At 71.4% G+C, this 14,779-nt stretch carries 14 protein-coding genes; 9 read left to right on the top strand and 5 right to left on the bottom strand.

The features are described 5' to 3' along the window. Window positions 1-158 precede the first annotated feature (158 nt). Window positions 159-794 (top strand): hypothetical protein, encoded by a 636-nt coding sequence (locus ACQEV8_RS28155; protein WP_432965622.1) that lies wholly within the window; start codon window positions 159-161, stop codon window positions 792-794. A gap of 8 nt (window positions 795-802) precedes the next feature. Here ACQEV8_RS28155 and ACQEV8_RS28150 read toward each other — a convergent pair whose 3' ends face one another. Further along, the gene (locus ACQEV8_RS28150) at window positions 803-1,906 is read right to left on the bottom strand and encodes an adenylate/guanylate cyclase domain-containing protein (protein ID WP_432965619.1); all 1,104 of its coding nucleotides are present in this window, start codon (window positions 1,904-1,906) and stop codon (window positions 803-805) included. Window positions 1,907-2,168: 262 nt separating this feature from the next. Continuing rightward, window positions 2,169-3,044, bottom strand: coding sequence for a biotin--[acetyl-CoA-carboxylase] ligase (locus ACQEV8_RS28145; protein WP_432965616.1), 876 nt, complete (start codon window positions 3,042-3,044; stop codon window positions 2,169-2,171). A gap of 109 nt (window positions 3,045-3,153) precedes the next feature. Between ACQEV8_RS28145 and ACQEV8_RS28140 the strand changes: the two genes are divergently transcribed. The 4 genes from ACQEV8_RS28140 to ACQEV8_RS28125 all read left to right on the top strand — a co-directional run bounded on the left by ACQEV8_RS28140 (window position 3,154) and on the right by ACQEV8_RS28125 (window position 5,850). Beyond that, a complete protein-coding gene (locus tag ACQEV8_RS28140) occupies window positions 3,154-4,758 on the top strand; it encodes an acyl-CoA carboxylase subunit beta (RefSeq protein ID WP_432965613.1) in 1,605 nt (534 codons plus the stop codon). Between the two features lie 26 nt (window positions 4,759-4,784). Further along, entirely contained in the window at window positions 4,785-4,994 is a 210-nt protein-coding gene (locus tag ACQEV8_RS28135; RefSeq protein ID WP_432965610.1) for an acyl-CoA carboxylase epsilon subunit, read from the top strand. A gap of 74 nt (window positions 4,995-5,068) precedes the next feature. Further along, window positions 5,069-5,197, top strand: a complete 129-nt coding sequence (mmpB, locus tag ACQEV8_RS28130; RefSeq protein ID WP_432965607.1) for a morphogenic membrane protein MmpB — start codon at window positions 5,069-5,071, stop codon at window positions 5,195-5,197. A gap of 32 nt (window positions 5,198-5,229) precedes the next feature. After that, window positions 5,230-5,850 carry a Maf family protein gene (locus tag ACQEV8_RS28125; protein ID WP_399026283.1) on the top strand — a complete coding sequence of 207 codons (621 nt, stop codon included), beginning with the start codon at window positions 5,230-5,232 and terminating at the stop codon, window positions 5,848-5,850. Here ACQEV8_RS28125 and ACQEV8_RS28120 read toward each other — a convergent pair. Next, window positions 5,819-6,250, bottom strand: coding sequence for a hypothetical protein (locus ACQEV8_RS28120; RefSeq protein WP_432965603.1), 432 nt, complete (start codon window positions 6,248-6,250; stop codon window positions 5,819-5,821). The two genes, ACQEV8_RS28125 and ACQEV8_RS28120, sit on opposite strands and share 32 nt — an antisense overlap. A gap of 343 nt (window positions 6,251-6,593) precedes the next feature. Between ACQEV8_RS28120 and ACQEV8_RS28115 the strand changes: the two genes are divergently transcribed. Beyond that, the gene (locus ACQEV8_RS28115) at window positions 6,594-8,366 is read left to right on the top strand and encodes an acetyl/propionyl/methylcrotonyl-CoA carboxylase subunit alpha (protein WP_432965600.1); all 1,773 of its coding nucleotides are present in this window, start codon (window positions 6,594-6,596) and stop codon (window positions 8,364-8,366) included. Window positions 8,367-8,669: 303 nt separating this feature from the next. Here ACQEV8_RS28115 and ACQEV8_RS28110 read toward each other — a convergent pair whose 3' ends face one another. Together ACQEV8_RS28110 and ACQEV8_RS28105 are read right to left on the bottom strand one after the other, a co-directional pair. After that, window positions 8,670-9,647: a DeoR/GlpR family DNA-binding transcription regulator gene (locus ACQEV8_RS28110; protein WP_432965597.1), complete on the bottom strand. Its 978-nt coding sequence runs from the start codon at window positions 9,645-9,647 to the stop codon at window positions 8,670-8,672. Between the two features lie 165 nt (window positions 9,648-9,812). Next, the gene (locus ACQEV8_RS28105; RefSeq protein WP_432965594.1) at window positions 9,813-11,261 is read right to left on the bottom strand and encodes an NAD(P)H-quinone dehydrogenase; all 1,449 of its coding nucleotides are present in this window, start codon (window positions 11,259-11,261) and stop codon (window positions 9,813-9,815) included. A 96-nt stretch (window positions 11,262-11,357) separates the two neighbouring features. Here ACQEV8_RS28105 and ACQEV8_RS28100 point away from each other — a divergent pair, with 96 nt between their 5' ends. The 3 genes from ACQEV8_RS28100 to ACQEV8_RS28090 all read left to right on the top strand — a co-directional run bounded on the left by ACQEV8_RS28100 (window position 11,358) and on the right by ACQEV8_RS28090 (window position 14,760). Next, window positions 11,358-11,795, top strand: coding sequence for a gamma-glutamylcyclotransferase (locus ACQEV8_RS28100; protein WP_432965591.1), 438 nt, complete (start codon window positions 11,358-11,360; stop codon window positions 11,793-11,795). 91 nt (window positions 11,796-11,886) lie between these two features. After that, entirely contained in the window at window positions 11,887-12,723 is an 837-nt protein-coding gene (locus ACQEV8_RS28095) for a purine-nucleoside phosphorylase (RefSeq protein WP_432965588.1), read from the top strand. A gap of 405 nt (window positions 12,724-13,128) precedes the next feature. Beyond that, complete coding sequence (locus tag ACQEV8_RS28090) at window positions 13,129-14,760, top strand: phospho-sugar mutase (protein ID WP_432965585.1); 1,632 nt, start codon at window positions 13,129-13,131, stop codon at window positions 14,758-14,760. Window positions 14,761-14,779: the final 19 nt, after the last annotated feature.

The raw sequence follows: 14,779 nt of genomic DNA, 5'->3' as shown, positions 1-14,779 counted from the left end.
CACGCGCGAAAGAGCGGACGCGGCCGGTTCCCGCACCCTCACCCGGCCACCCGTTCGAGTGACATCACCTCAATTCCATCCCGACCGCCCAAGGGAGCGCATAGCGTGCGTCCGCCAACGGCGCACAGGGGGCGCGTGCGCGGCGGGGAGGAACCGTGATGAGGACGAACACGCCGACGAGGCCACAGCAGGACACCGGGGTGACGGAGACCGGCCTCTTCACCCCTCGCGTACGAGGCCGCCACCGCAAGCCCCGCTCCCACAAGGCCCTCCTCGCAGCCGGCGGCCTCGCCCTGGCCGCCGGAACGCTGGGCCTCGTACGCCTGGCCTCCGTCCCGAGCCCCGACGGCATCGGCACCGTGGAGGCCGAACCCCGCCCCGACCCGGTCACCACCGGCACGGACTCGGATCAGGCCGTCGACACCGCCGCGACCATCCCGGCCGCCGCCCCCGAGGTCAGCCCCTCGTCACCGACGGCCCTGGGCGGCCTGACCCCGTCCCCGGTCACCAGGGGCGCTCGCCCGGCCCCGTCCGCCCCGGCCGACACCCGAGGAGCCGCCACGACCGCCGCTCACCGGCCCACGACCATCCCCGACACACCGAACGCACCGGCACCGGGACCGGCCACCCAGGGCAACGCCCCACGCCCCGCCCCGGAGGCGCCCGCTCCACCGAGCCGGACGACGCCCTCCCCGGCGCCGGGGCCCGAGGGCCCGGGGAAACCGGACGACGGCCCCGGCCTGTGCGTGCCGGTCATCGGCGTGTGCGTGGACGCACCGGGCCGCCGGGGCTGAGCGCCCTGTCAGCCCAGGTCCCGCCGCGTGAGGAGCCACGGTTCCACGACGCCCAGCCCACGCACGGGCCGCTGCCACATCGGCTGCAGCGCGAACCGGTAGGCCGGAGGCTCCTCGCCCTCCTTCTCCGCCGCCGCGGCCTCCTCGACCGCCTCGGCCTCGGAGGACGGGGCGTCCTGCGTGCGGATCAGCTCCTCAGCGAAGGCGGTGTCGACGAGGACGGCGTCCTTCGGAGCTATCGAGGTGAGCCGGGAGGCCAGGTTCACGGTCGTACCGAAGACATCACCCATTCGGGTGGTCACGGTGCCGAACGCCATGCCGACGCGCAGCTCCGGCATCGTCTCGTCGTGCGCCATGGTCTCGATCAGCCGCAGGGCGATCTCGGCGGCGATGCCCGCGTCGTCGGCGGCGTACAGCACCTCGTCGCCGAGGGTCTTGATCAGCCGTCCGCCGTTCGCCGCCACCAGGTCGGCGGCCGTCGTCTCGAAGGCCTCGACCAGCTCGCCGAGCTCCTCCTCCTCCATCCGGCGGGTGAGCCGGGTGAAGCCGACCAGGTCCGCGAAGCCGACGGCGAGGCGCCGGTCGACCATCTCCTCGTCGTCGGCGGCCTGCACGACCCGCCCGGCCGAGGCGGCGAGCTGACGCCGCCAGACGTAGACGAGGAATTCCTGCAGCTCGGGCAGGAGCAGCTCGACGATCGGGTACGTCACCTCGGTACGGGTCATGCCCGGCTCGGGCGGCTCGGTCAGCCCCTCCAGGAACGAGTCGATCTGCCACTCGGCGAGCCGTGCGGTGGTCTGCCCGGTGGACCGGGCCACCTGTACGGCCATCGCCTCGCTCAGCAGCCCCGCCTCGACGAGACCGGCGAGACGCCGCAGGGCGAGTACGTCCGCCTCGGTGAGGGCCTTGGCCTGCCCGATGTCCGCGAAGCCCATCGCCCGCCAGAATCGGGAGGCCAGCTCCATGGAGACACCGGCGCTGCGGGCCGCCTGAAACGGGGTGTACCGGCGCTCGGCCCCCAGAATGAGCCCTTCGAGGCGCAGGGCGAGCGGGTCCTCGCCGGGGTCGGCGCCCTGCGCGTCCGTGCCGGAATCCGGGTCTTCGACGGTCACGCGTGCTGCCCTTCCGATCTGTCACGGTCATGTATCGACCGGCCTCAACTCTACGGCAGGTGTGCGCCAGCTCACTCCGTCAGGTCCAGCCGGGGGTGGGTGCCCGGCGTTTCCCTCGGCACTCGGAGCTGCCCAACCGTCCCCAGGGGGCTCCGCCCCCTGGACCCCCGATCGGCCTGAACGGCCTCGTCCTCAATCGCCGGACGGGCTGCGAGGTCGGTCCGGCTCAGCTGCGGGCACGCGCACCCACCCCACCCCGGCCTCAGACCGGCCTCAGATGCACGATGTCCCCCGCCCCCACCGGCTCCTGCACGCCGTCCTCCGTAGCCAGCACCAACCGCCCGTCCCCATCCAAGGCCACGGCCTCCCCCACCACGCCCCGATCCCCCGGCAACTCCGCCCGCACGGTCCGCCCGAGCGTCGCGCACGACGCCGCATACGCCTTCTGCAGCCCGCTCGCCTCCGGGTCACCCCCGGCCGCCCGCCACTTCCCGTACCACTCCTCCAGGGAACGGAGCACGCCCCGCAGCAGCGGATCCCGATCCGTGCTCACTGCCCCGGCCAGCCCCACCGACCCCGCCGTAGGCACCGGCAGCTCGTTCTCCTTCAGCGAGACATTGACGCCGACCCCGATCACGACCCCGTCGTCACCGGCCCGCTCGGCGAGGATTCCCCCGGCCTTGCGTTCCTCGCCCCGCACCGTGACCAGCACGTCGTTCGGCCACTTCAGGGCCGTGTCGACTCCCGCCGCCCGGGACAGCCCCGTAGCCACCGCCACACCCGTGAGCAGCGGCAGCCACCCCCACCGCGCCACCGGCACCTCGCTCGGCGTGAGCAGCACGGAGAAGAACAGGCCCGACCGCGGCGGCGCCGTCCACTGCCGGTCCAGGCGCCCGCGCCCGGCCGTCTGCTCCTCGGCGACGAGCACCGCCCCCTCGACGGCCTCCCCCTTCGCCGCCCGGGCCACGAGGTCGGAGTTGGTGGAGCCGGTGCGCTGCACCACGTCCACCTCGGACCACAGCCCTCCCTCACGCACCAGCCCCCGGCGCAGGGCGGTGACATTGAGGGGCGGACGGTCCAGATCCGACCAACGGCTGCCGTTCGGCTCTTGCGGCTCTGCTGCATCTCGCGGCGTCATGCAAGCCAGACTAGGTGTGGTAAACGCCGCACTGCCGACCCGAGGGCACCGCACTACTCTACGGATGAGTAACCGTCCCCCTTTTGAGCAGGCAGGGAGCCGCATCCCGATGTCCGAGCCGGAAGAGCTGCAGCAGCCCGACATCCACACGACCGCGGGCAAGCTCGCGGATCTCCAGCGCCGTATCGAGGAAGCGACGCACGCCGGCTCCGCACGCGCCGTCGAGAAGCAACACGCCAAGGGCAAGCTGACGGCCCGTGAGCGGATCGAACTCCTCCTGGACGAAGCCTCCTTCGTCGAGCTGGACGAGTTCGCCCGGCACCGGTCCACCAACTTCCAACTGGACAAGAACCGCCCGTACGGCGACGGCGTCGTCACCGGGTACGGCACCGTCGACGGCCGCCCCGTCGCCGTCTTCTCGCAGGACTTCACGGTCTTCGGCGGGGCGCTCGGCGAGGTCTACGGCCAGAAGATCGTCAAGGTCATGGACTTCGCCCTGAAGACCGGTTGCCCGGTCATCGGCATCAACGACTCCGGCGGGGCCAGGATCCAGGAGGGCGTCGCCTCGCTCGGCGCCTACGGCGAGATCTTCCGCCGCAACACCCACGCCTCCGGCGTGATCCCGCAGATCAGCCTGGTCGTGGGCCCCTGCGCCGGCGGCGCCGTCTACTCCCCGGCCATCACCGACTTCACGGTCATGGTCGACCAGACCTCGCACATGTTCATCACCGGCCCCGACGTCATCAAGACGGTCACCGGTGAGGACGTCGGCTTCGAGGAGCTGGGCGGAGCCCGCACCCACAACGCGACTTCGGGCGTGGCCCACCACATGGCCGGGGACGAGAAGGACGCCATCGAGTACGTCAAGCAGCTGCTGTCGTACCTGCCGTCCAACAACCTCTCCGAGCCGCCGGTCTTCGCGGAGGAGGCCGACCTCGACATCACCGACGAGGACCGCGAGCTGGACGTCATCGTCCCGGACAGCGCGAATCAGCCGTACGACATGCACGCGGTGATCGAGCACGTCCTGGACGACGCCGAGTTCTTCGAGACGCAGCCACTGTACGCGCCGAACATCGTCACCGGCTTCGGCCGGGTCGAGGGCCACCCCGTCGGCATCGTCGCCAACCAGCCGATGCAGTTCGCCGGCTGCCTCGACATCACCGCCTCCGAGAAGGCGGCCCGCTTCGTGCGGACCTGCGACGCCTTCAACGTCCCGGTCATCACCTTCGTGGACGTCCCCGGCTTCCTGCCCGGCGTCGACCAGGAGCACGACGGCATCATCCGCCGCGGCGCCAAGCTGATCTACGCCTACGCCGAGGCCACCGTCCCGCTCATCACGATCATCACGCGCAAGGCCTTCGGCGGCGCCTACGACGTCATGGGCTCCAAGCACCTGGGCGCCGACCTCAACCTCGCCTGGCCCACCGCCCAGATCGCCGTCATGGGCGCCCAGGGCGCGGTCAACATCCTGCACCGCCGCACCATCGCCGAGGCGGAGGCGGGCGGCGAGGATCTCGAGGCGGTCCGGGCCCGGCTGATCCAGGAGTACGAGGACGCCCTGCTCAACCCCTATGTCGCGGCCGAGCGCGGCTACGTCGACGCGGTGATCATGCCGTCCGACACCCGTTGCCATGTCGTACGGGGTCTGCGTCAACTGCGCACGAAGCGGGAATCCCTGCCTCCGAAGAAGCACGGCAACATCCCCCTCTAGCCCGCAGCGAGCCCAGGAGGGCCCACATGACGATCAAGGTCGTACGGGGCAACCCGACCCCGGAGGAGCTGGCCGCCGCACTGGCGGTGGTCAGGGCCCGCGCCGCGGCGGCGGCAGACACCCCGCCCGGCGCACCGGCCCCCCGCGACTCCTGGTCCGATCCGTCCCGCATCGCAGCCCACCGCCTGCCCCAGCCGGGGCCGACGGCATGGGGCAGGACGTACTGGCCGGGCTGAGCCCTCAGGGGCGGGGCGCCGATTTGAGTACCTCTACTCAGGCGCCCCGCCCTGCCAGGCCGCACGCTGGACTCATGCTGTGGTCCGACCCCGAGAACGAACCGCCGAAAGAACTCCGCGACATGCAAAACATGCTCCGGCGGCTGGGCGTTCTCATGGCGTTGGCCATGTTCGTGGCCATGCTCGTGATCGGCGTGAGGTGAGTCGGGGGCCCTCGGGTGACTAACCTGATCGCATGACCGCTCAGCGCCGCAGGCGACTCGTCCTCGCCTCCCAGTCCCCCGCCCGGCTCGGACTGCTCCGCCAGGCCGGACTCACCCCCGAGGTGATCGTGAGCGGCGTCGACGAGGACGCCGTCACCGCGCCCACCCCCGCCGAGCTGGCGCTCGCCCTCGCCGAGGCGAAGGCCTCCGTCGTGGCGGCCCGGCCGGAGGTCAAGGGCGCGCTGGTGATCGGCTGCGACTCGGTGCTCGACCTGGACGGCCAGGCCCTCGGCAAGCCCGCGGACGCCGAGGAGGCCACCGCGCGCTGGAAGTCGATGCGCGGCCGCGCCGGCACCCTCCAGACCGGCCACTGCGTCTACGACACACTCACCGGCCGCTACGTCTCCGCCACCGCGTCCACCGTCGTCCACTTCGGCGACCCGACGGACGAGGAGATCGCCTCCTACGTCGCCTCCGGCGAACCTCTCTACGTCGCGGGGGCCTTCACCCTGGACGGCCGCTCGGCCCCGTTCATCAACGGCATCGACGGCGACCACGGCAACGTGATCGGCATCAGCCTGCCCCTGGTCCGGCGGCTCCTGGCCGACCTGGGCGTGGGCATCACGGAGTTGTGGGCGCCGGCGGAGCGGTGACCCGCTCGGCCGTGCGGTCGTACGTCATCAGCAGCAGGACGATCAGGCCCAGCACCAGCATCATGAACAGGAACGCGGGCCAGCCGACCAGCCCCCAGGTGAAGGCGCCCAGCAGCCCGTGCACGACCGCCGCGCTGATCAGCAGCACCCGCCCGAGGCCCGCCGGGGGGCGGTCCCGCAGCGCCACGAGCAGGGCGACCAGGCCGCACAGCGCGAAGTAGAGGCCGAAGGCGACCCCGCCGGTCTTCGACGACACCGACATCATGTGCGGATCGAGCCCGGCCAGGGACATGTCCTGCCGGTCGACGACGACCCCGAGAAACCAGTTCAGCGCGGCGATGCCGAACGCCTCACCGAACAGCACCACCGCCACGACCCACGCGACCGGCCTGCGCACCACCGGGCCCACCTCTTACCGCTAGACCGTTCGAGACATCGCGAACGCTACTGACAGGTAAACCCCGGGACAAGGGTTCTGCAGAGGGCAAAGAATCATTGGGCCATTCGTAGGGACTCCACAAAGAAACAGAGTGGCCCGCAGCACGTGATGACAGAGACCTTGACCACAGGAGACGGCTAGGGTTTCCCGCAGGAGTGCTGCATCCCGCGGTGCGACAAGGGATTTCGCGGGTCGAGCGAGCCTCGCATCACGCTCCGTGTGGGCAAGCTCACCACTGGGGACGGGTCGAAGTGCCGTGTCGGCAGTCCCTAAACTCGGCTTGTTTCAAGGAGGGAGCCTCATCGTGCGCAAGGTGCTCATCGCCAACCGTGGCGAAATCGCTGTCCGTGTGGCCCGGGCCTGCCGGGATGCCGGCATCGCGAGCGTGGCCGTCTACGCCGACCCGGATCGGGACGCTCTGCATGTCCGCGCCGCGGATGAGGCGTTCGCCCTGGGCGGTGACACCCCGGGCACCAGCTATCTCGACATCGAGAAGGTGCTGAAGGCCGCGCGGGAGTCGGGCGCGGACGCCATCCACCCCGGCTACGGCTTTCTCTCCGAGAACGCGGACTTCGCCCAGGCGGTCCTCGACGCGGACCTGATCTGGATCGGCCCGCCCCCGCAGGCGATCCGCGACCTCGGCGACAAGGTCGCCGCCCGGCACATCGCGCAGCGCGCGGGCGCCCCGCTGGTGGCGGGCACGCCCGACCCGGTCTCCGGTGCCGACGAGGTCGTCGCCTTCGCCGAGCAGCACGGTCTGCCGATCGCCATCAAGGCGGCCTTCGGCGGCGGCGGCCGAGGCCTGAAGGTCGCGCGCACGCTCGAAGAGGTGCCCGAGCTGTACGACTCGGCGGTGCGCGAGGCGGTCGCCGCCTTCGGTCGTGGCGAGTGCTTCGTCGAGCGCTACCTGGACAAGCCGCGGCACGTGGAGACCCAGTGCCTGGCCGACCAGCACGGCAACGTCGTCGTGGTCTCCACCCGTGACTGCTCCCTCCAGCGCCGGCACCAGAAGCTGGTCGAGGAGGCTCCCGCCCCCTTCCTGTCCGACGCGCAGGTGGAGGAGCTGTACTCGTCCTCCAAGGCGATCCTGAAGGAGGCCGGCTACGTCGGCGCCGGCACGGTCGAGTTCCTCGTCGGCCTCGACGGCACGATCTCCTTCCTGGAGGTCAACACCCGTCTCCAGGTGGAGCACCCGGTCACCGAGGAGGTCGCCGGCATCGACCTCGTCCGCGAGATGTTCCGCATCGCCGACGGCGAGGTCCTCGGCTACGACGACCCGGCGCTGCGCGGCCACTCCTTCGAGTTCCGCATCAACGGCGAGGACCCGGGCCGCAACTTCCTCCCGGCCCCCGGCACGGTCACGACGTTCGCCCCGCCGTCCGGCCCGGGTGTCCGCCTGGACGCGGGCGTGGAGTCCGGCTCGGTCATCGGCCCGGCGTGGGACTCCCTGCTGGCCAAGCTGATCGTCACCGGACGCACGCGCGAGGAGGCCCTGGAGCGGGCCTCCCGCGCGCTGGAGGAGTTCCAGGTCGAGGGCATGGCGACGGCGATCCCGTTCCACCGTGCCGTGGTGAAGGACCCGGCGTTCGCCCCCGAGCTCACCGGCTCGTCCGACCCGTTCACGGTCCACACCCGCTGGATCGAGACGGAGTTCGTCAACGAGATCAAGCCCTTCGCCGCGCCGGCCGATGCGGCCGAGGAGGAGGAGCTGGACCGCGAGACGGTCGTCGTCGAGGTCGGTGGCAAGCGCCTGGAGGTCTCCCTCCCGGCCTCGCTGGGCATGTCCCTGGCCCGTACGGGCCTGGCGGCGGGCGCCAAGCCCAAGCGCCGCGCGGCGAAGAAGTCGGGCCCCGTAGCCTCCGGCGACACCCTCGCCTCCCCCATGCAGGGCACCATCGTCAAGGTAGCCGTCGAGGAGGGCCAGGAGGTCAAGGAGGGCGATCTGGTCGTCGTCCTGGAGGCCATGAAGATGGAACAGCCCCTGAACGCCCACAGGTCCGGCACGATCAAGGCCCTGACCGCGGAAATCGGCGCATCGGTCACCTCCGGCGCGGCGATCTGCGAGATCAAGGACTGAGACAACAAGAGACGGGCGGGCAGGCGCACAAGCGCCTGCCCGCCCGTTGTTGTGCCCGCCCAGTTGCGGGCATGCCTGCCGCTAGGTGTATTGAGCACGAGCGTTGTTGACAGCCGTGGGGGTCCCCCTGCTCATGGGGTCCCCCCTGCTCATGGGGTCCCCCTGCTCGAGCGAAGCCGAGAGTGGGGGAGAAGCCGAGAGTAGGGGAGGCACCCCGCTACACCGGGCTGCGGGCCCACCTGGCCCCAGCGACAACGCCGGTGCCCGTCACCCCACGGCAACTGGACCGACCTGCCCGGCTCCCTACCGCCGCCGCAGATCCGCCACCCGAGCCCGCTCGGCCCCGGGACTCTGCTCCCCCAGCATCGCGGCGGACCGCAACCCACCCCCCGCACCGGGAACCTGCCGCCGAGGCCCGGGCACCGGCACGTCCCGACGCTGCTGGCGCGCCGGAACGGGCTCACCCCCCGACCCGGCGGCAGCCCCGGCCGAGCCACCTTGTCCCCCGGCCACAGCGATCTGCACGCCCTGGTCGGCAAGCGCCTGAAGTTCCGTACCCGCACGATCGTCATGCGCGGGCGGCTCATCGGTCACGAGCCGGGTGATGAGATCCGTAGGCACGGTCTGGAACATCGTGTCCATCCCGAGCTTCGTATGGTCGGCGAGCACCACCACCTCCGCGGCCGCCTGCACCAGCGCCCGGTCGACGGACGCCGACAGCATGTTGGACGTGGACAGCCCGCGCTCGGCGGTCAGACCGCTCCCGGACAGGAAGGCCCGCGACACCCGCAGCCCGTGCAGGGACTGCTCGGCACCACTGCCGACCAGGGCGTAGTTCGAACCGCGGAGCGTACCGCCGGTCATCACCACCTCGACCCGGTTGGCGTGGGCCAAAGCCTGCGCCACCAGGAGCGAGTTGGTGACGACGGTCAGTCCGGGCACCCGGGCGAGCCGGCGCGCCAGCTCCTGGGTGGTCGTACCCGCCCCGACCACGATCGCCTCGCCCTCTTCCACGAAGTTCGCGGCGAGGTCGGCGATGGCGGTCTTCTCGGCGGTCGCGAGATGGGATTTCTGCGGAAAGCCGGACTCCCGCGTGAAACCGCCCGGCAGTACCGCACCGCCGTGCCGGCGGTCGAGGAGTCCTTCTGCCTCCAGCGCGCGCACGTCCCGCCGTACGGTCACTTCGGAGGTCTGGACGACGCGGGCGAGCTCACGGAGCGACACGGCCCCGTTCGCTCGCACCATTTCGAGGATCAATTGGCGACGTTCTGCAGCGAACACGAAACTGACAGTAACGCCAGCGACCGTCTGCTTTCAGCAGTTTGCGCTGAATAGCAGAAGATGTTCGCACTGAGCAGCGGGAAATGGTATAGAGCCCAGTCCCGCCGCCTATGCCGGACGCATGGTCGAATACAGCCCGTGACCAGGGAGGAGCCGATTTCGGCCTCAGCCCTCGCCGGTCTCCTTGCGCGTGTGCAACTGCCGTGCCACCTCGGCGATCGAGCCCGACAGCGAGGGGTAGACAGTGAAGGCGTTCGCGATCTGCTCGACGGTCAGATTGTTGTCGACCGCGATCGAGATCGGGTGGATCAGTTCCGAGGCCCGCGGCGCCACGACGACGCCACCGACCACGATCCCGGTGCCCGGCCGGCAGAAGATCTTGACGAAGCCGTCGCGGATGCCCTGCATCTTGGCGCGCGGGTTGCGCAGCAGCGGCAGCTTCACGACCCGGGCGTCGATCTTCCCGCCGTCGACGTCGGCCTGGGTGTAGCCGACGGTGGCGATCTCCGGGTCGGTGAAGACGTTCGACGAGACGGTCTTCAGGTTCAGCGGGGCCACGGCGTCACCGAGGAAGTGGTACATCGCGATCCGCCCCTGCATGGCGGCCACGGAGGCGAGGGCGAACACACCGGTCACGTCACCGGCGGCATATACACCCGGAGCGGTCGTACGGGACACCTTGTCGGTCCAGATGTGGCCGGACTCGCGCAGCCTGACCCCGGCGTCCTCAAGACCCATGCCCGCGCTGTTGGGCACGGCGCCGACGGCCATCAGACAGTGCGATCCGGTGATGACGCGCCCGTCGGAGAGGGTCACCTCGACCCGGTCCCCGACCCGCTTGGCGGACTGCGCCCGGGTACGCCCCATGACGTTCATGCCGCGCCGCCGGAAGACGTCCTCCAGCACGGCGGCCGCGTCCGGGTCCTCGCCCGGCAGCACGCGGTCCCGCGACGACACGAGCGTCACCCTGGAACCCAGCGCCTGGTAGGCGCCCGCGAACTCGGCACCGGTCACACCCGACCCGACCACGATCAGCTCGTCGGGGAGCTCGTTCAGGTCGTACACCTGGGTCCAGTTCAGGATCCGCTCACCGTCCGGCAGGGCGTCGGGCAGCTCACGCGGATGCCCACCGGTGGCGATGAGCACGGCATCCGCCGTCAGGGTCTCCTCGCTCCCGTCAGCGGCGCGCACCACCACCTTCCGCGACCCGTCGAGCGCCTGCATGCCCTCCAGCCGCCCGCGCCCGCGCATGACACGCGCCCCGGCACGCGTCACGGAGGCCGCGATGTCGTGCGACTGGGCGAGGGCGAGCCGCTTCACACGCCGGTTGACCTTCCCCAGGTCGACGCCCACCACCTTGGCGGCCTGCTCCATGGGCGGGGTGTCGTCGGCGACGATGATCCCCAGCTCCTCGTACGACGAGTCGAAGGTGGTCATCACCTCGGCCGTCGCGATCAGAGTCTTCGACGGCACGCAGTCGGTGAGCACCGACGCCCCGCCCAGACCGTCGCAATCGACGACGGTCACCTCCGCGCCGAGTTGAGCGGCCACCAGCGCCGCTTCGTATCCGCCGGGTCCGCCACCGATGATCACGATCCGAGTCACGTACTCCATTGTCCCGCACCCCTCACCGCGACACCGCCCCGGGGCCCACCGCGATGCGGCTCCGTTACGCGAGTGACGCGAGTCCACCTGCCGTACCCTTCCCCCATGTCGCTCTACGCCGCGTACGCCGGCAACCTCGACGCGCGGCTGATGTCCCGCCGCGCCCCGCACTCGCCGCTGCGCGCCACCGGCTGGCTGAGCGGGTGGCGGCTGACCTTCGGCGGCGAGCACATGGGCTGGGAGGGCGCCCTGCCGACGATCGTCGAGGACCCCCTCTCCCAGGTCTTCGTCTCCCTGTACGACATCGCCCCCATGGACGAGGACTCGATGGACCGCTGGGAGGGCGTGGGCCTGGAGATCTACCGGCGCACCCGCGTACGGGCGCACACCCTGGACGGCGAGGAGCCGGCCTGGTCCTACGCCCTCAACGCCTACGAGGGCGGCCTCCCCTCCGCCCGTTACCTGGGCGACATCGCCGACGCGGCCGAATCGGCGGGCGCCCCGCACGACTACGTGATGGCACTTCGCAAGCGCCCCTGCTGAGCCCCGCCGTCGGAAACGACAAGACAACGATCGCCGGCCCGTCGGCTCCACCATCTACGCGCGTAGGCATTCACCGGCTACCCTCGTCGGCGTGAACGCATCTCTTCTTCCGGACGACATCCAGGGCGCCGCCCCGATCGACCCCAGGGCCTCCGCCGACGCCGCCGCCGCCCGCCTGCGCGAACTGACGGGCGCCGAGACCCACGACGTCGCCCTCGTGATGGGCTCCGGCTGGGCCCCGGCCGTGGACGCCCTGGGCGCCCCCGACGCCGAGTTCCAGGTCACCGAGCTGCCCGGCTTCCCGCCCCCGGCGGTCGAGGGCCACGGAGGCAAGATCCGCTCGTACAAGACCGGCGACAAGCGCGCCCTGGTCTTCCTCGGCCGCACGCACTACTACGAGGGCCGCGGCGTGGCCGCCGTCTCCCACGGCGTCCGCACCGCCGTAGCGGCCGGCTGCAAGACGATCGTCCTCACCAACGGCTGCGGCGGCCTCCGCGAGGGCATGCGCCCCGGCCAGCCGGTCCTGATCAGCGACCACATCAACCTCACGGCCACCTCCCCCATCATCGGCGCCAACTTCGTCGACCTCACCGACCTCTACTCGCCGCGCCTGCGCGCCCTGTGCAAGGAGGTCGACCCCACCCTGGAGGAGGGCGTCTACGCGCAGTTCCCCGGCCCGCACTACGAGACTCCGGCCGAGATCCGCATGGCCCGTGTCATCGGCGCGGACCTGGTGGGCATGTCGACGGTCCTCGAGGCGATCGCCGCGCGGGAAGCGGGCGCGGAGGTTCTCGGCATCTCCCTGGTGACGAACCTGGCGGCGGGTATGACCGGAGAGCCGCTGAACCACGAAGAGGTACTGCAGGCGGGCCGGGACTCGGCGACGAGGATGGGTTCCCTGCTGGCGCAGGTTCTGGGGCGGCTCTAGGCCCCACGTTCCCGAGGCACCCGGCATCGGTGCTGAGGCCGGGTGGGCCCGCAACCCGGCGGAACGGCGTGCCGCTGCGCCCACCCGTGCCGCCCTAGCGGCACGCATGCCCGCAGCTAGGGCGGCAGCGGGGGCGGATGGCCCGAGCCACGACGCACCCGCACCCGCACCCGCACCCGCGCACGGCGAGCAGGGGACGTGTCGGGGGGTGTCCGCCCGCAGCGGTTGTCGCGTCAACGAACAGCGAGTCGGCGCCCAACCCCATCGCGACGTTCCGAGGACGGACACCCCCCGGCGCGGCCCCGACCCACCACCCGGCGAGAAGGCGCTACGCGCACCCCCGCCAAGGCCCCCAGACCGCCGCAGGCACCCCGCACCCCCGACAACCGAGAGGCTGACCCGACCGTGCACGACGAACTCATCGCACAGGCCCAGGCGTGGCTCACCGAGGACCCCGACCCGGACACCCGCACCGAGCTCGCCCGCCTCCTCGACACCCAGGACCACACCGAACTCGCCGCCCGCTTCTCCGGCACCCTCCAGTTCGGCACCGCGGGCCTCCGAGGCGAACTCGGCGCCGGCCCCATGCGCATGAACCGCTCGGTCGTCATCCGCGCCGCCGCCGGCCTCGCCGCGTACCTCAAGAAGCAGGGCCACGACAACGGCCTGGTCGTCATCGGCTACGACGCCCGCCACAAGTCGTACGACTTCGCCCAGGACACCGCCGCCGTCATGACCGGCGCCGGCCTCCGCGCCGCAGTCCTCCCCCGCCCCCTCCCCACCCCCGTCCTCGCCTTCGCCATACGGCACCTCGGCGCGGCCGCCGGCGTGGAGGTCACCGCCAGCCACAACCCACCCCGCGACAACGGCTACAAGGTCTACCTGGGCGACGGCTCCCAGATCGTCCCCCCGGCGGACATCGACATCGCGGCAGAGATCGCCGCCGTAACGTCCCTCGCCACCGTCCCCCGCCCCACCCACGGCTGGGACACCCTCGACGACAGCGTCCTCGACGCCTACCTCACCCGGACCGACGCCGTACTGGCCAAGGATTCCCCCCGCACGGCCCGCACGGTGTACACGGCGATGCACGGCGTAGGCAAGGACGTCCTCCTGGCCGCCTTCGCCCGCGCGGGCTTCCCGCCCCCGGCCCTCGTCACGGAACAGGCCGACCCCGACCCGGACTTCCCGACCGTCGCGTTCCCCAACCCGGAGGAACCCGGCGCGATGGACCTGGCGTTCGCGAAGGCCCGCGAAACCACCCCCGATCTGATCATCGCCAACGACCCGGACGCGGACCGCTGCGCCGTCGCGGTGCGGGACGGCACCGACTGGCGCATGCTCCGCGGCGACGAGGTGGGTGCCCTCCTCGCCGCCCACCTGGTCCAGCGTGGAGCGACCGGCACGTTCGCGGAGTCGATCGTCTCGTCCTCCCTCCTCGGCCGTATCGCCGAGAAGGCGGGCCTCCCCCACGTCGAAACTCTCACCGGCTTCAAGTGGATCGCCCGCGCCGAGGGCCTGCGCTACGGCTACGAGGAGGCCCTCGGCTACTGCGTGGACCCCGACGGCGTACGCGACAAGGACGGCATCACGGCCGCCCTCCTGATCACGGAACTGGCGTCGCGGCTCAAGTCGGAGGGCCGCACCCTCCTGGACCTCCTCGACGACCTGGCCGTGGAGCACGGCCTGCACGCCACGGACCAGCTGTCGGTCCGCGTGGAGGATCTCTCCCTCATCGCCGCCGCGATGCACCGCCTGCGCGAACAGCCCCCGACGGAACTGGCCGGCCTCCCCATCACCCGCACCGACGACCTCACCCAGGGCACGGAGACCCTCCCGCCCACCGACGGCCTGCGCTACACACTGGACGGCGCCCGGGTGATCGTCCGCCCGAGCGGCACGGAGCCGAAGCTGAAGTGCTACCTGGAGGTCGTGATCCCGGTCGCGTCCCACACCGACCTTCCCAAGGCCCGAGCGAAGGCGACGACGCTACTGGAGTCGATCAAACGAGACCTGTCGACGGCAGCGGGCATCTGACCACACGAAAAGGGTGCCC

The organism is Streptomyces sp. CA-179760 (genome assembly GCF_050937045.1).
Lineage (GTDB): Bacteria > Actinomycetota > Actinomycetes > Streptomycetales > Streptomycetaceae > Streptomyces.
The sequence above is the reverse complement of the archived record's forward strand: the minus strand, read 5'-3'. Positions and strand labels throughout refer to the sequence as shown.

Coding starts and splice junctions, on each gene's coding strand:
- ACQEV8_RS28155 (WP_432965622.1), top strand. CDS start 159: ATGAGGACGAACACGCCGACGAGGCCACAGCAGGACACCGGGGTGACG.
- ACQEV8_RS28145 (WP_432965616.1), bottom strand. CDS start 3,044: ATGACGCCGCGAGATGCAGCAGAGCCGCAAGAGCCGAACGGCAGCCGT.
- ACQEV8_RS28140 (WP_432965613.1), top strand. CDS start 3,154: ATGTCCGAGCCGGAAGAGCTGCAGCAGCCCGACATCCACACGACCGCG.
- ACQEV8_RS28135 (WP_432965610.1), top strand. CDS start 4,785: ATGACGATCAAGGTCGTACGGGGCAACCCGACCCCGGAGGAGCTGGCC.
- mmpB (WP_432965607.1), top strand. CDS start 5,069: ATGCTGTGGTCCGACCCCGAGAACGAACCGCCGAAAGAACTCCGCGAC.
- ACQEV8_RS28125 (WP_399026283.1), top strand. CDS start 5,230: ATGACCGCTCAGCGCCGCAGGCGACTCGTCCTCGCCTCCCAGTCCCCC.
- ACQEV8_RS28105 (WP_432965594.1), bottom strand. CDS start 11,261: ATGGAGTACGTGACTCGGATCGTGATCATCGGTGGCGGACCCGGCGGA.
- ACQEV8_RS28100 (WP_432965591.1), top strand. CDS start 11,358: ATGTCGCTCTACGCCGCGTACGCCGGCAACCTCGACGCGCGGCTGATG.